Source organism: Nocardia stercoris (assembly GCF_003696265.1).
Classification (GTDB): domain Bacteria; phylum Actinomycetota; class Actinomycetes; order Mycobacteriales; family Mycobacteriaceae; genus Nocardia; species Nocardia stercoris.
In genome coordinates this window covers 118,761-137,483 of record NZ_RFFH01000003.1, presented here as the reverse complement: position 1 = coordinate 137,483, position 18,723 = coordinate 118,761, and the positions used below count along the sequence as shown (strand labels likewise).

The 18,723-nt window shown below is 70.5% G+C and carries 22 protein-coding genes; 8 read left to right on the top strand and 14 right to left on the bottom strand.

The annotated features are described in order from the left end of the window. Nucleotides 1-45: 45 nt before the first annotated feature. The gene (locus tag EBN03_RS09125; protein WP_122187520.1) at nt 46-990 is read right to left on the bottom strand and encodes a TauD/TfdA dioxygenase family protein; all 945 of its coding nucleotides are present in this window, start codon (nt 988-990) and stop codon (nt 46-48) included. A 57-nt stretch (nt 991-1,047) separates the two neighbouring features. Between EBN03_RS09125 and EBN03_RS09120 the strand changes: the two genes are divergently transcribed. Next, nucleotides 1,048-1,611 carry a TetR/AcrR family transcriptional regulator gene (locus EBN03_RS09120; RefSeq protein ID WP_122187519.1) on the top strand — a complete coding sequence of 188 codons (564 nt, stop codon included), beginning with the start codon at nt 1,048-1,050 and terminating at the stop codon, nt 1,609-1,611. 25 nt (nt 1,612-1,636) lie between these two features. Here EBN03_RS09120 and EBN03_RS09115 read toward each other — a convergent pair whose 3' ends face one another. Beyond that, nucleotides 1,637-2,839 carry a cytochrome P450 gene (locus EBN03_RS09115; RefSeq protein WP_122187518.1) on the bottom strand — a complete coding sequence of 401 codons (1,203 nt, stop codon included), beginning with the start codon at nt 2,837-2,839 and terminating at the stop codon, nt 1,637-1,639. A 67-nt stretch (nt 2,840-2,906) separates the two neighbouring features. Here EBN03_RS09115 and EBN03_RS09110 point away from each other — a divergent pair, with 67 nt between their 5' ends. Then, on the top strand, nt 2,907-3,791 hold the full coding sequence (locus EBN03_RS09110; RefSeq protein ID WP_122187517.1) for a helix-turn-helix domain-containing protein: 885 nt from the start codon (nt 2,907-2,909) through the stop codon (nt 3,789-3,791). Nucleotides 3,792-3,845: 54 nt separating this feature from the next. Further along, a complete protein-coding gene (locus tag EBN03_RS09105; RefSeq protein ID WP_147471499.1) occupies nt 3,846-5,147 on the top strand; it encodes a hypothetical protein in 1,302 nt (433 codons plus the stop codon). Here EBN03_RS09105 and EBN03_RS09100 read toward each other — a convergent pair. The 7 genes from EBN03_RS09100 to EBN03_RS09070 all read right to left on the bottom strand — a co-directional run bounded on the left by EBN03_RS09100 (nt 5,144) and on the right by EBN03_RS09070 (nt 12,173). Further along, a complete protein-coding gene (locus tag EBN03_RS09100; protein ID WP_199742684.1) occupies nt 5,144-5,992 on the bottom strand; it encodes a PPK2 family polyphosphate kinase in 849 nt (282 codons plus the stop codon). The genes EBN03_RS09105 and EBN03_RS09100 overlap by 4 nt on opposite strands. A gap of 82 nt (nt 5,993-6,074) precedes the next feature. After that, nucleotides 6,075-6,947: an alpha/beta fold hydrolase gene (locus tag EBN03_RS09095; protein WP_122187515.1), complete on the bottom strand. Its 873-nt coding sequence runs from the start codon at nt 6,945-6,947 to the stop codon at nt 6,075-6,077. A 77-nt stretch (nt 6,948-7,024) separates the two neighbouring features. Continuing rightward, a complete protein-coding gene (locus tag EBN03_RS09090) occupies nt 7,025-8,104 on the bottom strand; it encodes an AI-2E family transporter (protein WP_122187514.1) in 1,080 nt (359 codons plus the stop codon). A 103-nt stretch (nt 8,105-8,207) separates the two neighbouring features. Then, nucleotides 8,208-9,521, bottom strand: a complete 1,314-nt coding sequence (locus tag EBN03_RS09085; RefSeq protein ID WP_233608268.1) for a lipase family protein — start codon at nt 9,519-9,521, stop codon at nt 8,208-8,210. A 184-nt stretch (nt 9,522-9,705) separates the two neighbouring features. After that, nucleotides 9,706-9,909: a cold-shock protein gene (locus tag EBN03_RS09080; protein WP_122187513.1), complete on the bottom strand. Its 204-nt coding sequence runs from the start codon at nt 9,907-9,909 to the stop codon at nt 9,706-9,708. A gap of 126 nt (nt 9,910-10,035) precedes the next feature. Further along, nucleotides 10,036-11,343, bottom strand: coding sequence for a bifunctional o-acetylhomoserine/o-acetylserine sulfhydrylase (locus tag EBN03_RS09075; RefSeq protein ID WP_122187512.1), 1,308 nt, complete (start codon nt 11,341-11,343; stop codon nt 10,036-10,038). Nucleotides 11,344-11,507: 164 nt separating this feature from the next. Next, on the bottom strand, nt 11,508-12,173 hold the full coding sequence (locus tag EBN03_RS09070; protein ID WP_122187511.1) for a winged helix-turn-helix transcriptional regulator: 666 nt from the start codon (nt 12,171-12,173) through the stop codon (nt 11,508-11,510). A 73-nt stretch (nt 12,174-12,246) separates the two neighbouring features. Between EBN03_RS09070 and EBN03_RS09065 the strand changes: the two genes are divergently transcribed. Next, nucleotides 12,247-12,999 (top strand): hypothetical protein, encoded by a 753-nt coding sequence (locus EBN03_RS09065; protein ID WP_122187510.1) that lies wholly within the window; start codon nt 12,247-12,249, stop codon nt 12,997-12,999. Nucleotides 13,000-13,114: 115 nt separating this feature from the next. Here EBN03_RS09065 and EBN03_RS09060 read toward each other — a convergent pair whose 3' ends face one another. From EBN03_RS09060 to EBN03_RS09045, 4 genes are all read right to left on the bottom strand, one after another. Next, the gene (locus EBN03_RS09060) at nt 13,115-13,567 is read right to left on the bottom strand and encodes a MaoC family dehydratase (RefSeq protein WP_122187509.1); all 453 of its coding nucleotides are present in this window, start codon (nt 13,565-13,567) and stop codon (nt 13,115-13,117) included. Between the two features lie 163 nt (nt 13,568-13,730). Beyond that, nucleotides 13,731-14,210, bottom strand: coding sequence for a bacterioferritin (gene bfr / locus EBN03_RS09055; protein ID WP_122187508.1), 480 nt, complete (start codon nt 14,208-14,210; stop codon nt 13,731-13,733). Nucleotides 14,211-14,274: 64 nt separating this feature from the next. Further along, a complete protein-coding gene (locus tag EBN03_RS09050) occupies nt 14,275-14,469 on the bottom strand; it encodes a (2Fe-2S)-binding protein (protein WP_122187507.1) in 195 nt (64 codons plus the stop codon). Between the two features lie 87 nt (nt 14,470-14,556). Then, entirely contained in the window at nt 14,557-15,459 is a 903-nt protein-coding gene (locus EBN03_RS09045; RefSeq protein WP_122187854.1) for an SAM-dependent methyltransferase, read from the bottom strand. A gap of 161 nt (nt 15,460-15,620) precedes the next feature. On the opposite strand from EBN03_RS09045, the gene EBN03_RS34065 reads away from it, so the two are divergent. The 4 genes from EBN03_RS34065 (at nt 15,621) to EBN03_RS09030 (ending at nt 17,812) form a co-directional block, all read left to right on the top strand. Beyond that, entirely contained in the window at nt 15,621-15,776 is a 156-nt protein-coding gene (locus EBN03_RS34065; RefSeq protein ID WP_158675571.1) for a hypothetical protein, read from the top strand. After that, nucleotides 15,773-15,985 carry a hypothetical protein gene (locus EBN03_RS09040; RefSeq protein WP_122187506.1) on the top strand — a complete coding sequence of 71 codons (213 nt, stop codon included), beginning with the start codon at nt 15,773-15,775 and terminating at the stop codon, nt 15,983-15,985. The genes EBN03_RS34065 and EBN03_RS09040 overlap by 4 nt, the downstream gene beginning before the upstream one ends. 112 nt (nt 15,986-16,097) lie before the next feature. Further along, nucleotides 16,098-16,517 carry a YciI family protein gene (locus tag EBN03_RS09035; protein WP_122187505.1) on the top strand — a complete coding sequence of 140 codons (420 nt, stop codon included), beginning with the start codon at nt 16,098-16,100 and terminating at the stop codon, nt 16,515-16,517. An 11-nt stretch (nt 16,518-16,528) separates the two neighbouring features. Continuing rightward, nucleotides 16,529-17,812 carry an RNA polymerase sigma factor gene (locus tag EBN03_RS09030; protein WP_122187504.1) on the top strand — a complete coding sequence of 428 codons (1,284 nt, stop codon included), beginning with the start codon at nt 16,529-16,531 and terminating at the stop codon, nt 17,810-17,812. A 2-nt stretch (nt 17,813-17,814) separates the two neighbouring features. Here EBN03_RS09030 and EBN03_RS09025 read toward each other — a convergent pair whose 3' ends face one another. Continuing rightward, entirely contained in the window at nt 17,815-18,624 is an 810-nt protein-coding gene (locus tag EBN03_RS09025; protein WP_233608267.1) for an SAM-dependent methyltransferase, read from the bottom strand. Nucleotides 18,625-18,723: the final 99 nt, after the last annotated feature.

Below are 18,723 nucleotides of genomic sequence, written 5' to 3'. Positions count from 1 at the left end.
TACTCGCAGTCCAGCGTATCGAGTCCCGATCGAACGCTCGGGGAATCAGCGAGAAGGCTTCGGGCCCACGATCGAAGCGCGTTCGACGATCCGGCGCTGCGGCCAGTAGTCGCTGGCCGCGTAGTGCTGGACGGCGCGGTTGTCCCAGAACGCGACGGTGTCGGGCTCCCACTTCAACCGCACCTGGATCTCCGGTGCGTCGGCGGCGCGGCACAGGCGGTCGATGAGGTCCCGGCCCTCGTCCGCGTCGAGGCCGGCGATACGGTCGGTGAAGATGCGGTTGACGTAGAGATGCTTGCGGCCGGTGGCCGCGTGTGTGGCGACCACCGGGTGGGTCACCGAGGGATGCGCGGCCCGCATCTGCGCCTGCTGCTCTTCGGTGGCGAAGGCGCCGAACGCCCGGGTGAAGTCGTGGACCGCGTCGAGGTGCTCGATCTGCGCCTTGGTTTCGTCGTCGAGGCCGTCGTAGGCGGCGTACATGTCCGCGAAGAGGGTGTCACCGCCGATGTCGGGCACCTCGATCGCGTGCAGGATCGCGCCGAGGGACGGCTGTTCGCGCCAGGTGACGTCGTGGTGCCAGGAGTTCTCGAATCCCGCTACCTGCGCGGTCTTCTCGAAGCGCACCAGTTCCGGCTGTCCGGTGTTGGATCCGAGGGCCGGATGGATCTCGAGTTCGCCGAAGCGGCGGGCGAAGGCGACATGCTGGTAGGCGCTCAGCGGCTGGTTACGGAAGAACAGGACCTTGTAGTCGTGCAGGGCCTGACGGATCTCGGCGATCGTGGCGGGCGGGAGGTCGGTGGTGAGGTCGATACCGCTGATCTCGGCACCGACGGTGGCGCCGATCGGGCGGGCGTCGAAATGTTGCCAGCGCAGGCCGGCGAGCCGCTCTCGTTCGGCCGCGAGATGGGTGAACGGCCCGACCGGAATCGGGTATCCGGGTAGCCGCAGCGCTCGCACCGTGTTCTGGTCCGCGATTGTCGTCTCGGTCATGTCCGCTCCCGCCGCAGTAGTGGTGTAGTCGATTGACTACACCACTACTGTAGACACATGACTACACCGCGGTCGAGGAAAAAACCCACCGAGATTCCAACCGGCCGGGACGCCGTGAGCACCGCGGTGCTCACGGCCGCCACCGAGCTGTTCGGCGAGCGTGGACCCACCGCCACCTCCATCCGCGATATCGCCGAGCGCGCCGGCGTCAACCACGGACTGGTGTTCCGGCACTTCGGCGCCAAGCAGGCACTGGTCGGCGCCGTCCTCAACCACCTGGCCGCCGAATCCGCGGACGCGCTCACCGGACCGGACCCGGCATCGGATCCGCGGCTGCGCCGGCACTGGACCGTGCTGGCCCGCTGCATCCTCGACGGCTACCCGGTCGGTGAACTACAGGACCGGTTCCCGGTGATCGCCCACGGCGTGGCCATGGTCCGCGAGCGCGGCGCCGACGAACGCACCGCCGCGCTCACCGTCGCGCACGCGGCCGCGTTCCGGCTGGGCTGGGAGATGTTCCGGCCGTTCCTGCGGGCCGCCGCGGGCCTGACCGAGATGTCCGAGACCGAACTGGACCGATCCATCGATCGCCGGCTGGAACAACTCCTCGAACTCGACTGAGGCGCAGCGTCTCTCGGCGCCGGAGTCACCAACTCACGTGCAGCGCACCGGGACCGCGCAACGCGGTGCCGACCTGGGCGACGATCGTGGCGTGCGTCGCGGCGTCGGGTTTCAGCCGCAGGCCGGGCAGGCGCTGCAGCAGGATTCGCAGTGCGGTCTCCAATTCGGCCATGGCCAGCCAGTTTCCGGCGCAGCTGTGCACGCCCTGGCCGAAGGAGAGCATGGACATCGAGCGCCGGGTGATGTCGAAGTCGTCCGGCCGCTCGTACACGGCGGGGTCGCGGTGGGCGGCGTTGATGGAGAAGATCATCGGGGTCAGCGCGGGAATCGACAGCCCGTTCCACTCGACCGCCTCCGGGCACGCGCGCGGGAGCAGCCCGACCGGCGGCTCCCAGCGCAGTCCTTCCCAGATCGCCCAGCCGATTTCGGTCGCCGGGTCGGCCTGGACCGCGGCGAGCTGCTCGGGGTGGGTGAGCAGTGCGGACAGGATGTTGCCCAGCGCCAGCATGGTGGTGTCGGCGCCGGCGGGGAACAGCAGCCGCAGGTGGGCCATCACCTGTTCGTCGGTGAGGTATTCGCCTTCGGAGGATTCGGTGACCAGCAGGGAGATCATGTCGTCGCCGGGGTCGGCGCGGCGGGCGGCCAGGATCGGGGCGACGTAGTCGGTGAACTCCTGCGAGGCGCGCACGGCGGCGGCGGGGTCGAGCGGGAAGTAGAACAGGTCGTGTGCCCACCGGTGCACCACGGCTTCGTCGTCGACCGGCAGCCCGAGCATGCGGCTGATCACGAGCACCGGGTATTTGACACAGAATTCGGCGACCAGGTCGGCGTGGCCGCGGGATTCGAACCGGTCGATCAACTCGTGGGCGAGCGGTTCGAGCAGCGGTTCCAGATATTCGGCGATCCGGTTGCGCCGCAGCGAGGGTGCGACGACACCGCGGGCGATGCGGTGTTCGCGCCCGGTCATGCACTGCAGGGTGTGGCCGAGGACCGGTTCGGTGGTCATCCGGTACACCGCCGAGGCGGGGAAGGTCTGTTCGTCGGTGAAGGCCGCGCGGACCAGGTCGTGGGTGAGCAGCAGCACCGCGCGGACGCCCGCGAACGGCACGATCGCGTACGGCTTGCGGCTGCGCAGGTCGGCCAGGGTCGCGTGCAGGTCGGGGATGTGGTCGAAGGCGAAATCGATCCCTTCGATATCGAGCTGATCCAGGAGCGCGGGTGTGGACATCGGACCTCCAATACGGATATTCGTATCGTATGATGCGAATATTGGCGCCGAGACTGTAGGAGGTCCGATGCCGGACGGCAAGACCCGAATCGACGACCCGTCACCGCCGACCCAGCGCGTGATCTCGGTCCTGGAATACCTCGCGGAATCCGACAGCCCCCGCACCTCGGCGCAGATCGCCGACGACCTGGGCCTGAACCGGTCGACGGCGGGCGCGATCCTGGCCGGACTGCAGTCGCGCGACTGGGTCCGCCGCCGCGACGACCTGCGCTACGAGCTCGGCCCGGGCCTGTGGGCGATCGCCCACACCGCCCGCCCGGCCGCCGGCAGCGACCCGCTCGACGCGGCCCTGCGGGCGCTGTCGGCCGAAGTGGGCTGCGGGGTGGCACTGACCCGGATGGACGGGGCGGAAATCGAATTCGTCGCCCTGATCGAGACCCACGGCCGGATCCCGGCCGGGCTGGCCCGGGGCAGCCGGCTGCCGCTGATGCCGCCGGCCGCGGCGACGATCGTCGCCCATTCCGGACCCGAGATCCGCCGGGCATGGCTGGACCGCGCCGACCCCGCCGAACGCCACCTGTATGCCCGCCTGCTCGACGATATTCCCCAGACCGGGGGCGCGGTCTGGGGTTCGGGTGCGCAGGGCGAGGCCCTCGACGTGCTGGCCGAGGTCGTGGAACACCTGGCCCGCGACCGCGCCCAGGCGCAGCTGCGCGACCGGGTTCTGGCGCTGCTCGGCCAGATCAGCGGCACGGCCTACACTGCCGAGGACCTGGACGAACCCCGCCCGCTGCCGGTCAGCTACCTCTCCGCGCCGGTGCTGCGTCCCGACGGCAGTGCCTGCGCCGAGCTGCTGATCGGCCCGATGCGCCACGCCGCGACCCGGGCCGACCGCAGCCGCTACCTGGCCGCACTGGTCGGCACCGCCCGCCGGATCGAACCCTTGATCTGACCGAAAAGAACGTTCCCCGAGCGGATTCGGGCGGACCCGGCGACACTGTCCCAGATGAGAAGTCCCAGGGGCACAATGGTCGCCGGGCGAGCCGCGGTCGACGTCCGCCGGCTCGGCCGGCGCGATCGCGCCTGGCGCGCGGTTCCGGTCGAGAAGGTGGTCGAGGCGATCACCCCGCCGGGCGCCGACCGGATCCGGGCCCGGCTCACCGACTGGATCGCCGCGCACCCCCGCGACCCTCGAATTCGCTTGCTGGACATAGACACCGGTCACACCGGCGGGGTATTGCCCGCGGAGCGGGCCGATTTCGTCCGGGCGCTCGTGGTGGCCTCCGACGCGCCGTGCCCGGCGGTGGGTTCCGGCTCCGCCGATCTGGACGGGCTGCCGTTCCGCTTGACCGTGGGCCGCGACTGGGCGCACCTGCGGCATTCGCACGCGCTCGGCGACGGCGCCTCGACCTGGCAGTTCCTGGGCATGCTGCTGACGGAACAGGATCCGCCGGCGGCGCGGACCCCGGCACCGCTGCAGCGGGCACTGCTGCGCACCTTCGGCCGGGTGCCGCGGCTGTGGCGGGCGATCGCCCTGTACCGGGAACTCGAATCCGGACGCGCGCCGGCCGAACCCCGGAATATGCTGTGCCCGTACGACTCCGGCTATTCGTTCGCAACCTCGACCGCGGTGAGTTCCGCCGATTTCGGCGCGTTGGTCCGCGGTTTCCGGGGCGAGCGGGAGTCGACGGCGTCGGTGATGGCGATCATGACGCTGCGGGCGCTGCTGCTGTGCCGCCACCACGGTCTCGCGGTCGACGACCGGGTCGCCTTCATGGTCGACCTGCGCCGGTATCTGCCCGCGACCCCGGCCGTGGAGGGCAATTTCAGCTGGTCGAAGTCGGTCCCGGTCCGGGACTCCGATACCCCGGCGCAGCTGGGCGCCCGCATCGCCCGCATCGTCGCCACCGGCCTGCCGCTGCTGGTGTACAGCCGAGACGTGTTGCGGCGCAGCCTGATCCGGACCGGCCGGATGTCGCCGGCCCCGGCACCGACGGGCGCCACCGTGCGTTTGATGATCTCGTACGCGACCCGCTGGACGACCACCCCGCCCCCGGCCGGGGCCGCGACACCCCGGATCGCCGTGGCCATCGCGCCGCCCGGCCCGGGCTTCGTCGGCTTCAACGTGATCGAGGCCTACGGGCGGATCCACGCGTCACTGAACTGGTGTTCGGCCTCGCTGGATCCGGTCCGCGCGGCCCGGATCGCCGCGGATTTCGTGGCCGATCCGGGTACCGGGCCGGTCGACGCCGCGCTGTGGGACCGCGGCCGGTTCGAACCCCGGGACCCCTCGCCCGCCCCCGGTTAGTTCAGGCGCCGGATCTGTTCGGCCACATCGTAATCGGCCTTCGGCCAGTCCAGCCGCATCCGTTCCAGGGCGTCGACGAGCAGGTGCTGTACCGCCAGGCGCGCGTACCACTTCTTGTCCGCCGGGACCACGTACCAGGGCGCGTCCGCGGTGGCGGTGCGTTCGAACACCAGCTGATAGGCCTTCTGGTATTCGTCCCACAGCTCCCGTTCGTCGATGTCGCCGGGATCGAACTTCCAGTGCTTGTCGGGCCGGTCCAGCCGGTCGAGCAGGCGGCGGCGCTGCTCGGCGGGCGAGAGGTGCAGCATCACCTTGATCACCGTGGTGCCGCAGGCGACCTGGGCGGCCTCGAAGGTGTTGATCGCGGTGTAGCGGCGTTCGATCTCCTCCGGCGGGGCCAGCTTGCGGACGCGCCCGATGAGCACGTCCTCGTAGTGCGACCGGTCGAAGACGCCGATCATGCCCGGTGCGGGAACGCGTTTGCTGATCCGCCACAGGAAGTCGTGTTCCAGTTCCTCGGGGGTGGGGCGTTTGAACGCGGTCAGCTGGACGCCCTGCGGATCGACCGATCCCATCACGTGTTTGACGATGCCGCCCTTGCCGGCGGTGTCCATGGCCTGCAGGACCAGCAGGATCCGGCGGCGGTCACCCAGCCGGCTGGTGGCGAACATTCGTTCCTGCAGTTCGGCGAGCACGAGTGCGCCCTCGGCGAGTGCTCCGCGGCCCTGCTCCTTGTCACCGTCGAAACCCGGCGTGTCGTCGGTCGGGCGGTCGACCAGGGAGAATTTCTTGCCTACCCGCAGCAGCTCGGAGGGATCGACGGTCCAAAACGATTCACGGCCCATACCGGTCATGATGCCGCGCCGCGGCACCGAAGCCACGTACCCGCGCCGGGATCGGCGGCACTGTGAAACGGTCCCGTGCCGCTCAGGTGGTTTCGTCCCCGCGGGCCCGGGCCACGATCAGCGCGGCCAGTTCGGCGGGCCGCTCCTCGGGCACCCAGTGGGTGGCGTCGAGGACCTCGATCCGGTACGGGCCGGTGACGTAGCGGGCGGCGAGGTCGGCGCTCCTGCGGGCGATGAAGGCGTCGCGGGTGCTCCACACGTGGGTGGTGGGCGCGGCGACCTTGGCGAGCCCGCTGCGCGGCGTCGTGATCGCCATGGCGCGATACCAGTTCAGCGCGTAGGGCAGCGCGCCGCCGTCGACGATGTCGCGCAGCAGCCGATCGAACTGTTCGTCGTCCAGGTGCGCCGCCGCCATGGCCCGGGCCCGCCGCTGCGGGCCGCCGGTCGCCGCGGCGCGCAGCATCCGGGTCAGTACCAGTTCCGGTAGCCACGGAATCTGGAACACCGCCATATAGATCGACCGGAAGCCCTGGCTGCTGGACACGATCGACCGCACGAACGCCATCGGGTGCGGCACCGACACCGAGGTGAGCGTGGCGACCAGGTGCGGGCGGTTCGCGGCGGTGGACCAGGCGACCGCGGCACCCCAGTCGTGGCCGACCAGGTGCACCGGCCCGGCGCCGAGCGTGTCGATCAGGGCGGCGACGTCGCCGACCAGCGCGCTCATCCGGTAGGCGTAGCGCCCTCGGGGACGGGCGCCCGGCGAATATCCGCGCTGGTCCGGGACGATCGTGCGGTAACCGGCGGCGTGCAGGTGGGGCGTGACTCGCGCCCAGGAGGCCGAGGTCTGCGGAAAGCCGTGCAGCAGCACGACCGGGGTCCCGTCCGCGGGACCGTCGTCGTGGACGTCGAAGGTGAGACCGTCGTTGGTGAACGTGGTCAGGCGTGCGGTCATGCTTCCCCCCGGATCGGATTCGAGTTGCAGGCGACGGCAACCCTACCGGCGCGTAGCGGTTCGCGGCAGTCCCCGCATCAGGCTCCGGGATCCGCGGTGTCGGGCGCCTCGGATTCGCTCGCGTCGAGCATCGCCGAGATCCGCGGGGAGAAAACGACTTTCACCGCTGCCGCGAACGGGATCGCCATCAGCGCGCCCACCAGCCCGAGCAGTGTGCCGCCGGCGAGCGCGCACAGCAGCACCGTCATCGACGACAGGTCGACCGCGTTGTGCAGCACGCGCGGCACCAGGATGTAGTTCTCCACGGCCTGATAGCCAAGGAAGAAGGCGACGACGACGATCGCGGCCCAGATGCCGGTGGTGGCCACCGTGACCACCACACACACGATGGCGCCCAAGGTGGCCCCGACCAGCGGGATCAGGTCGGCGAGGCCGACGGTGACCGCCAGCGGCAAGGCGAACGGAACATGCAACAGTTCCAGGCACACCCAGGTCGCGCCGCCGGCGATGAACGAGACGGCGATATTGCCCATCATGTACCCGCCGACCTTCTCCACCACCACGTCGACGACGTCGACGACGCGATCCCGGTAGCGCGGCGGGGACAGCTGGGCGAGCCCGCGCCGCAGCCGCGGCAGGTCGGCCATGAAGTAGATGGTCAGTGCCAGCACCGTGACCGTCGAGGCCAGGAAGCCGACGAACTGTTCGAAATAGCCGATGGCGCCGCTGCCCAGGGCGGCGGGGATCCGGCCCGCGAGGTCGGTGAGCCGTTGGGTGAGGTGATAGCGGTCGGTGACCTGGCGGACGGCGCTCGACTTGTCCGACAGCCGTTGCAGATAGCCGGGCAGGTCACCGAGCAGGTTGCCGCCCTGATCGACCAGCGGCGGCACGACCAGCCAGAAGAACCCGCCGACGAGCGCCAGCCCGACCAGCACCACCGTCGTCACCGCGGTCCAGCGCGGCAGGCCGCGTGCGGTGAGCCAGCGCACGGTGGGATCGACACCCACCGCCAGGAACAGCGCGACCAGCACCAGGACCAGTACGCCGCGCAGCTTGTACACGCCGTAGGCCCCGACCGCGACGGCCAGCACGCCGAGGGTGGCGGCGGCCGCCTGCCGGAACACGGTGCCGGGTGGGGTGGGCGACGGTGGCGTCATGTGCCTCACGCTAGCCGCCGGGCGGCGTCGCGGGAAACGTCTCCGCCCCTGGGCGGTTCGTGGCGGTGCCGTGAACTGCCCAGGGGCGGTGGACGATCGGTGGCTAGGGGGTCGGGTCGAGCGAGTTGCCCGGTGCGATGGACCCGCAGGTCGACGGCGCCGGCTTGCCGGCGAACCGGTCGTTCAGCCACACCAGCGAGGTGGGCAGCCAGGCGACGGCCGAGGGGACGTGGCTGAGCAGGTCGTACTGGTGGTATTCGACGGGTGTGCCGTCGGCGCAGTACTGGTTGGCCAGGCTGCGCACGTCGCCGGCGATCATGACGCCGTCACCGCCGCCGATGCCGGGCTTGTCGTTGTCGGTGCCCTCGATCGAGCCTTGCGCGCCCTGGCCGATCAACATGGGGATCGTCGGTGTGGGCGCGAGGCCGAGGTCGATCCGTCGCAGCGCGTCGACCATGGGCGGGACGCTGGCCGGGTCGGCGTATTCCGGCCGGACCACCTGCTGCCAGGTCAGGCCCGGGTACTGCCACAGCACATTGCTGATCGCCGCGTACCGCATGCGGTCGACGATCGCGTGGCCGTAGTCGCTCATGTAGGGGGTGAAGTCGATGTCGAAGGAGCGCGCGACACCGATGATCGCCATGCCCGCGACCCCTGCCCAGCCGACGCTGCCGCTGACGTATCGCAGGTTGCGGGCCGGGTTGACCAGGACTCCGCCTTCGGCGGCGCCGACCAGGCGCGCGTTCACATCCGGCGCGTAGCCGGGGGCCAGCGCGGCGGCCCAGTTGGTCGCGATCGCGCCGCCGGAGTATCCGGTCAGGCCGATGCGGGTGTCGGGGCCGAGCCCGGTGTCGGGGGACCGGGTGGCGGCGCGGATCGAGTCCAGGGTGTTCATGCCGTATTCGGGTCCGGCGGCGAAGTCCGCGTGCTGGCCTTCGGTGTCGGCGACGATGACGGTGTAGCCCTGGGCGAGCGAGGCCGCGAGCAGCGGGCCTTCCGCGGCGTTGGTGAGGCCGCCGAAGCTCACGTCGCCGGCGATGGACCGCGAGGGGCCGTCCTCGGGGTTGAGCGAATCGTAGAACGACTGGTAGGCAATGGCTTTGGCCGGGTCGCCGCCGCCGGGCGGCTTCAGCACCGAGGTCACGTTGGCGACCGCGCGGTCCTGCGCGTCGGTGGTGCGGTACAGCAGCTGCACGACCGGGACCGGCAGCGGTACGCCGGCCATGTGGTAGTCGAGGGTGCGGGTCGCGAGCACGGTGCCGGGTTCGATCGACGCGAGCGGGGTGTCGCCGGTGTATTCGTAGAACGGGTCGGTGGCGGCGTGCGCGGCCGGTGCGAGCTGGGCTGTGGAGGCGAAGAGCACTGTGAGCGCGGATAGCGCCGTCGCCACGTTGAGAACGGTTCGTGCCTTGCTCAATTGATGCCCCTTACAGCGTATTTCCCGACCGGTAACCGTGTTACCGAACAGTAGTGTGAACGAGGTCACCGCGGTTCGTCAACACTCGAACGACAAATCCCGGTGCGGTCGGCCCGTTCCGGTAACAAGAAAATGCCCCCGGCCGCAGCCGGGGGCATCGCTGTTTCCGCGTCGATCGTCGCGGCTAGATCAGGACCACGTTCGCGGCCTGCGGGCCCTTTTCCCCCTGGGTGATATCGAACTCGACCCGCTGCTGCTCTTCGAGGTTGCGGAAGCCCTGGGCCTGGATGGCGGAGTAGTGGACGAAGACGTCCGGGCCGCCACCGTCCTGCGCGATGAAACCGAAGCCCTTGTCCTGGTTGAACCATTTCACGGTGCCTTGAGCCATCAATTCACTCCCTGTTGTGGTCCTCGATCCGGCAGCGGTGCCGGTTCGGGTGAGGTCGGCCAGGAGCCGGCCTGCCGCAAGCCTCCCACACCCGAACCGGCGAATTCCGCTACGACACCCGGGGTGTCACAGGGTCGCCGCCAGCCCGGCCCGCAGGTCGGCGAGGATGTCGTCGATGCCCTCGATACCGACCGCCAGCCGGACCAGGCCCGGCGTCACGCCCGCGGCGAGCTGCTCGGCCGGGGTCAGCTGGGAGTGCGTGGTGGAGGCCGGGTGGATCACCAGCGAGCGGACGTCACCGATATTGGCTACGTGACTGTGCAGGGTCAGGGCGTCGACGAACCGCTTGCCGGCGTCCACGCCGCCGGCCAGCTCGAAGCCGATCACCGCACCGACGCCCTTGGGCGCCAACGCCTTTCCGCGTTCGTACCAGGGCGAGCCGGGCAGGCCCGCGTAGTGCACCGCGGTCACCTCCGGCCGTTCGCTCAGGAACTGCGCCACCGCCTGCGCGTTCTGCACGTGCCGTTCGATCCGCAGGCTCAGCGTCTCGAGGCCCTGGCTGATCAGGAACGCGTTGAACGGCGCGATCGCGGCACCGAGGTCGCGCAGCAGCTGCAGCCGGGCCTTGAGCACGTAGGCGGGCGCGCCCAGGTCGGCGTAGACCACGCCGTGGTAGCTGGGGTCGGGGGTGGTGAAGTCCGGGAACCGGCCCGAGCGCCAGTCGAAGCTGCCACCGTCGACGATGACGCCCGCGATCGCGGCACCGTGACCGCCCAGGTACTTGGTGGCGGAGTGCACCACGATGTCGGCGCCGTGCTCCAACGGCCGGATCAGGTACGGGGTCGCGACGGTGTTGTCGACGATCAGCGGAATCCCCGCGGCATGGGCGACCTCGGCGATCCCGGGAATGTCGAGGATGTGGTTCTGCGGGTTGGAGACCGTCTCGCCGTAGAAGGCCTTGGTGTTGGGCCGGATCGCCGCGCGCCACTGCTCGAGGTCGTCGGGGTCCTCGACGAAGCTCACCTCGATGCCGAGCTTGGGCAGCGAGTAGTGGAACAGGTTGTAGGTGCCGCCGTAGAGCCGCGGGCTGGACACGATGTGGTCGCCGGCGCCGGCGATGTTGAGGATCGCGGCCGTCTCGGCGGCCTGCCCGGAGGCCAGCAGCAGCGCGCCGACGCCGCCCTCGAGCGCGGCGATCCGCTGCTCGACCGCGTCCTGGGTGGGGTTCATGATGCGGGTGTAGATGTTGCCGGGTTCGGCGAGGCCGAACAGGGCCGCCGCGTGCGCGCTGTCGCGGAAGGCGTACGAGGTGGTCTGGTAGATCGGCAGTGCCCGCGCCCCGGTTATCTCGTCGGGCGTCTGCCCGGCGTGGATCTGCTTGGTCTCGAAACTCCAGGCAGCGGTGGGATCTTCGGTTCGATCCTGATCGGTCATCGGGGCCTCCGGGCGAGTGGGTGGGACGGACCTGGCGGTCGCGGCGCACGGCACGCGCAATCGCCGTGCCGGCCCCGGCCGTCATCCCCGCCGACGCTACGAGAGCACGCTGGCACGGGCGAGGCTTTCGCGCACGCTGATCCCATTTCGTCGCCGAAGCTGGATCACCGGGCGGGCGCGGGATCGGTCCGGTCGGCGGCGGCCGCGACGGTGGTGAGCATGTCCCGGAAGCGGGCCACGGCGGCGGGCGCGCCGTCGATCTCGAGGTCGGCCCCGCCGAACGCGGCCGCCGCGAAGGAGCCGGTGTCGGTGTCGATCGTGAGGTCCGGTTGCGCGGGAACGGTGTCCGGGGCCAGGGTCCAGGCGTGGCCGTCGCAGGTCAGGGCATAGTCGAGGCCGTCGAGGCGCAGGTACCACCGGGCGGGCGCGTGGTCGCCGGCCTGTTCCACGGCGCGGGTGAACGCGCGCAGCAGGTGGTCGGGATGCAGCGGTTCGCCGGGCAGTGGGGGCCGGAAGGCGTGCCGCAGACCCCAGTCGCCCAGGGCGTCGAGGATCGGTTCGAGGTCGGCGCCGGCGGGGGTGAGCCGGTAGCGGACCTCGCGGCGGCCGGGTTCGCGGTCGGCGACCACCAGGCCACTGTCCTCGAATTCGGTGAGCCGCTGGCTGAGCGTCTTCGGGGTGATGCCGCCGAGGCGGTCCATGAGGTCGGTGAAGCGTTTGGGGCCGCTGAGCAGGTCCCGGATCACCAGCAGCGACCAGCGGTCGCCGACCTGTTCGAGGGCGCGCGCGAGGAGGCAGAAGTGACCGTAGGTTCGGGCGTTCCGCGTCATGCCCTCAGACTACTATCTTCGAACTAGTATCTAAAGTATAGTTTCTTGGAGATATCAATCTGAGGAGGATCCGATGTCCGAAGCCCCGTTCTACGTCTGGGCGATCGCGCTCGCGGGCGACGTCGCACTACCCACCCTGATCGGCGTCGCGGTGTTCGGCGGCGCCCTCGCCACGGGCCGCGACCGGGCGCGCGCCGCCTGGTTCGCCGGTGCCGCGGCCACTGTCGTCGGCGCGTGGACCCTGGTCAGCGCACTGATCGCGCAGCGCGGCGGATATCACGGCCGCCTCGGCGACGGGCCACCGTGGCTGCCCATCGCCGCGGTCGGCGCGATCGCGGGGTTCTATGCGCTGACCCGGATTCCGGCGGCGGGGCGTGTGCTCACCGCGCCCGGGATGGAATCGCGCCTGCTGGTACCGCATGCGATGCGGGTGGCCGGGTTCGTGTTCCTGGCCATGATGTTCCTGGGACGCCTGCCGGCGTTGTTCGCGATCCCCGCCGGACTCGGCGACATCGCGACCGGCCTCGCGGCGCCCTTCGTGGCCCGCAGCGTGAGCGCTGGGAACGGTTACCGGAATGCGCTGTGGTTCAACATCTTCGGTATGGCGGATCTGATCCTGGCGCTGACGCTGGGCGCGATCACCGGCTTCCACCTGATCGATGTCACCCCGGCCTCGGACGCGAACGGCCTGCTGCCGCTGGCACTCATCCCGACCGCGGAGGTCCCCGCGCTACTGATCCTGCACGTCACCGCGCTGCGTGCCCTGCGCACGCGGGCCGGAGCGCCCGTACCGGCACGTGTCCGGCCCGCGGGAGTGCCGGCCTGAACCCACCTGGCCGCCGCTCGCACGGGTGCGCGAAGTCCTTGCTGGCGGCCCGAATTCGTAGTGCGGGTGCCCACATCGAACCTGACGTGGGCACCCGCGCTGTCGTGCGAAACCCTCAGTTGGCCACCATCATCAACATCTCCATCACCAGCGCCGGCTTGGCCCCGCCCGCGTCGACCACGACCCGCAGGGTCAGCACCGCGCCCGCGGCGTTCTCGGCGATATCGGTGAAGGTGACCGTCGAGCGCAGCTCGCTGCCCACCGGCACGGGGGCGGGGAAGCGAATCTTGTTGGCGCCGTAGTTCACCCGGGCCGAGCCGAAGTCGATGGTGTAGAGCTGCTCGCCGAACTGCGGCACCAGCGACAGGGTCAGGTAGCCGTGGGCGATGGTCGTGCCGAACGGCCCGGTGGCCGCGCGCACCGGGTCGACGTGGATCCACTGATGGTCGCCGGTGGCGTCGGCGAAGGCGTCGATGCGTTCCTGGGTGATCACCAGCGGTTCGCTGGGACCGATGGGTTCGCCGAGCGCGGCGCGGACCTCGTCGAGCGAGGCGAATACTCGGGGCACTGTCTACTCCTGCTGATCGGATGGTCGGGGCCGGTGCGCGAGTGAGCCGGGTCACCGGCCACCGCGTAGCCTACGGCCGGGCGCGCCGATCCCGGTGCCGAGTCGTCACCTCCGTCCGTCGGCGGGAGGCCGGCCCGGGTGGGCCGCGCCGGCGCCCGGCCGTTCAGCTCGACGGGGTGTCGGTGAAGCGCTGCAGGTAGAGCTGCTCGCCGAGGGTCTCGAACAGGGCCAGTTCGGTTTCCAGGTAGTCGAGGTGGTGTTCCTCGTCGGCCAGGATGTTCTCGAAGATGCGGGCCGAGGTCGCGTCGCCGCGCTTGCGCATCAGTTCGATGCCGGGCCGCAGCCGGTCGACGGCTTCGATCTCGATCTGCAGGTCGGCCTTCAGCTGTTCGGGGACGGTCTGGCCGATGCGCAGCGGGTTGAGCTTCTGATAGTTGGGCAGGCCGTCGAAGAACAGGATCCGGTCGGTCAGGATCTCGGCGTGCTTCATCTCGTCGATGGATTCGGCGCGGGTGTGCGCGGCCAGCTTCGGATAGCCCCAGTTCTCCTGCATCTTGGCGTGCAGGAAATACTGGTTGATCGCGGTGAGTTCCGCGGTCAACTGCTCGTTGAGCAGCGCGATGATGTCCTTGTCGCCTTTCATGCGGCACATCCTGGCATCCGCCCGCGCCGGCAGGCCCCGTTCGCGCGTCCGTGTCCGGGGTTTTTCAGGCAGCGGGCAGTTCCAGGGCGGCGGGCGTACCCCGCATCTCGCCGACGATTCCGGCGATTCGGGAGACGCAGGCGCCGCAGCCGGGCTTCCAGCCGCAGGCCTTCTTCACCTGGCGAGTGGAGCAGGCACCCGCTGCTACGCAACCACGCACCTCGTCCTCGGTGAGGGCGTTGCAGATACACACGTACACGGGAGCCTCATACGCTTGGAAGATTACGGTTAGCCTCACCTAATGTAACTGGCGATGCGCCGATACACCAGAGCGAATCGCGGCCAGTTATCCCTTCGCCACGGTGACGAGGCTCACCAGGCCCGGCATGAGGAATCCCGCCGGCACCTCCGGCGCCGGATGCCCGAGGGACGCGAGCAGATCCGACAGCTTCGTGGCGGTCCCGGACCAGCCACGCGCGCCGAACCAGGCGACCGCCTCGCTGTGCGGTTCGTTGTGGATCAGGCTCGCCCACGCCGCCTGGTCACCGCCCGGCTGGTCCTGGGCTTCGAGCATGGCCCGGTAGACCTCGGGGTCGATCGGGTCCATCTGCTCGACGCCCACGAAACTGCCCGGCGCGGACAGCGACTCGATCCGCTCGTAGAGCACGTCCTGTTCGGCGGGTGACAGGTAGATCAGCAGGCCCTCCACCAGCCACGCGGTCGGGGCGGTCGGGTCGAAGCCGGCGGCCCGCAGCGCGGCCGGCCAGTCGGTCCGCAGATCGACGGGCACCTCGCGCCGCCGCGCCACCGGCCGGTCGCCGTGTGCGGCCAGTACCGAGCGCTTGAATTCCAGCACCAGGGGCTGGTCGAGCTCGTAGACGGTGGTGCCGGCGGGCCAGGGGAGCCGGTAGGCGCGCGCGTCCAGGCCGGCGGCGAGGATCACGATCTGCCGGACGCCCGTGGCGACGGCGGCGGCACAGTAGTCGTCGAACCAGCGGGTGCGCGCCGCCTGGAAGTTCTGGAACGGGATCCCGAAATCGGCTGAGCGCAAAGGGTGTTCGGCGGTAGCCGCTGGGTCGCCGGTGAACAGCGCCGCCCATTCGTCACCGGCCGCGACACAGAACACCTCGGCGAAGCGGTCGACGGCGATCGGGTCGGGCCGGCGCGCCGCGAGCCCGCGGGCGGCGGCCACGAACAACGCGGTGGATCCGACGCTGGTCTTGATATCCCAACTGCCCTGATCGCGCATGGTGTGCACCGTACCGGCGGCTGCGGCGAACCCGGCGGACCGACGCGGCGCCGGCCCGAGCTCCCCGTCCGACAATCACGATGCGACGGGCCGCATTTCCGGCATCATGAGGGACACCCGAACCGGCTCGCCGAGCCGCCGCACCCCCGCGAAGGACATACGTGGCACGAATTCTGGTCACCGGCGGCGCGTCCGGCCTGGGTGCCGCGCTGGTCGCGCGGTTCGCCGCCCGCGGCGACCGGGTCCTGGTGACGGACCTGGCCGACACCTGCGCACCGACCTGGCCGCCTCGCTGCACGACGACGACCCGCAGATGAGCGCGACCGCCCGCAAACTGATCGACCACACGCCCCGCGACGCCGACCAGATCGCCGCCGCCGTCGTCTCCGGTATCGACCCACGCCGCTTCCTGATCCTGCCCGACCCCGACGCCCGCAAGGCGTTCCGGATGAAGCGTCTGGCCCGGCCGTTCTACGACCGCACCATGTTCGGCATGGGCCGCCGGACCGCCACGCTGCGGGAATGACACTCACGCGAAGTTGTGAAAAGTTTTTCCCAGCCCGTGTCGATCCGGCCACTGCGCCGTTCGACCTTGCCGTGAGAGGGTCGGACCGCGACCCACGACCAGGAGGACGATCGTGAAGTACATGCTGATCTGGCGCGCCACCGACGAGGGCAATGCTGCGCTGGCCGACGCCGACTTCGACAAGATGCTCGAGACCGTCGGGCGCTTCAACGACGAACTGATCCGCGCGGGTGTGCTGCTGGCCGCCGAGGGGCTGGCCGAGCCGGAGGACGGCGTGGTCGTCGACTACTCGTCGGATCCGCCGCTGGTCACCGACGGGCCCTACGGGGAGACGCGGGAGCTGTTCGGCGGCTTCTATCTGCTGAACGTGGCCTCCAAGCAGGAGGCGATCGAGTGGGCGAAGCGGGCGCCGTCGTTCGGTGCCGGTTTCAAGACCGAGATCCGGCGGGTCACCACCATCGACGAGTTCCCGCAGGACAACGAGTGGGTGCAGAAGGAACGGGCGTGGCGCGAGGCCACCGGGCAGCTGTGAGCCGCTGACCGATGGCGGACCCCACCGGTCGTGATGCCGTGGCCGCGGTGTGGCGGATCGAATCCGCTCGCGTGGTCGGCGGATTGGCCCGCTACACCGGCGATTTCGCCTTGGCCGAGGATCTCGCGCAGGAGGCGTTCGCCGAGGCGCTGGTGACCTGGCCGCGCGAGGGTGTGCCGCGCAATCCGGCCGGCTGGCTGCTCACGGTCGGGCGGCGGCGGGCCATCGACGCCTTCCGCCGCCGGGCCACCCGCGACGACCGGTACCTCGCCCTCGCCCGGGAACTGGGCGAGGGCGAGGCGGCCACCGGCGGCGCGCCCGCGCAAGACGATGGGGCGCAACCACTGTGGGATCCCGATCGGATCGACGACGATGTGCTGGCGCTGATGTTCGTGGCCTGTCATCCGCTGCTGTCGCGGTCGGCGCAGGTGGCGCTGACGCTGCGGGTGGTGGGCGGACTGACCAGCGACGAGATCGCCCGCGCGTTTTTGGTGCCGACCGCGACCGTGCAGGCCCGGATCACGCGGGCGAAGAAAACCCTTGCCGCGGCGAATGTTCCGTTCGAGGTGCCGTCCGCGGCGGAGCGCGGCGCGCGGGTCGCGGCGGTGCTGAACGTCGTCTACGTGATCTTCACCGAGGGGTCGTCGGCCACCACCGGCGCCGAGCTGATCCGGCTCGACCTCGCCGCCGAGGCGCAGCGCCTGGCGCGGGTGCTGGCGCGGCTGGTGCCGGGCGAGCCCGAGGTGCACGGGCTGCTCGCGCTGCTCGAACTGACCGCGGCGCGGTTCCCGGCCCGCACCGATGCGAGCGGGCGGCCGGTGCTGCTGGAACATCAGGACCGCGCGCGCTGGGACCGGGCCGCGATCGGGCGCGGGCGGGCCGCACTCGAGCGGGCGGCCCGGTCCGGGCGCGGGCTGGGCGCGTACGGGTTACAGGCGGCGATCGCCGAATGCCACGCGGTCGCCGAGTCGGTGGCGGCCACCGACTGGGAGCGCGTGGTCGTGCTCTACGAGGCGCTGGGCCGGCTGGCGCCCTCGCCGATCGTCGACCTCAACCGCGCGGTCGCGGTCTCCATGGCGCGCGGACCGGCGGCGGCCCTCGAGATCGTCGACGGCCTCGGGGCCGCGGCGGCGCTCGCGAATTCGCATCTGCTGCCGAGTGTGCGCGGTGAGCTGCTGGCGCGGCTGGGCCGGGCCGGGCAGGCCCGGACGGAATACGAGCGGGCGATCGCGCTGTGCGGCAACGATCAGGAACGCGCGGTGCTGCGGGGCAAGCTCACCGACCTACCGGCCTGAGCTCAGAGCTTCTTGCCCACCCCGCCGTAGAGCGAGACCTTCTTGTCGTGGCTGCGCGGGTGTTCGATGCCGGGGTTGCGCCAGCGGTGGATCACCTCGATGCCCGGCTCGACCAGTTCCAGTCCGTCGAACAGGCGCTCGACCTCGGCCTTGGGGCGCGGCGACACCGGAATCCCGCGGTCGATGTAGACCTGCAGCAGGCGCATCATGCCGTCGGGGTCGGCGGGGCTGTCGTCGAAGTCGGTGGTCACGTGCGAGATCGCCAGGTAGGAGCCGGGGGCCAGGGGTTCCATGAGCTTGCGGACGATCTCGTGCACGTCGCCGGGCACGAAGTGCAGCAGCGCCATCAGCGACACCGCGACCGGCTGCGACAGGTCCAGTGTGTCCAGCAGTTCGGGGGAGGACAGGATGGCGGCGGGGTCGCCGGCGTCGGCCTCGACGTAGGCGGTGGCGCCCTCTTCGGTGCTGGTGAGCAGCGCCCGCGCGTGGGAGAGCACCAGCGGATCGTTGTCGACGTAGACGACGCGGCTTTCGGGGGCCAGTTCCTGAGCGACCTGGTGCAGGTTCGGCGCGGTCGGGATGCCGGTGCCGATGTCGAGGAACTGGCGTATCCCCTGGCCGGCCAGGTAGCGGGTGGCGTGGCGCATGAATTCGCGGTTGGTGCGGGCGGTCACCCGAACGGCGGGGAATTCCTGCAGTGCCTTCTCGGCGGCGTCGCGGTCGGCCTGATAGTTGTCCTTGCCGCCGAGGAAGTAGTCGTACATCCGGGCCGAGTGCGGCACATCGGTGTGGAGGTCGATCGAACCGGACACGGCAAAGTCTCCTTGCGCGTTGGGATCTCGAAGTTCCGTACCGGACAGATATACCGCAGCCGAGCGTGTCGCACCGCGTGTCGGTGCGAATGCGGCGCG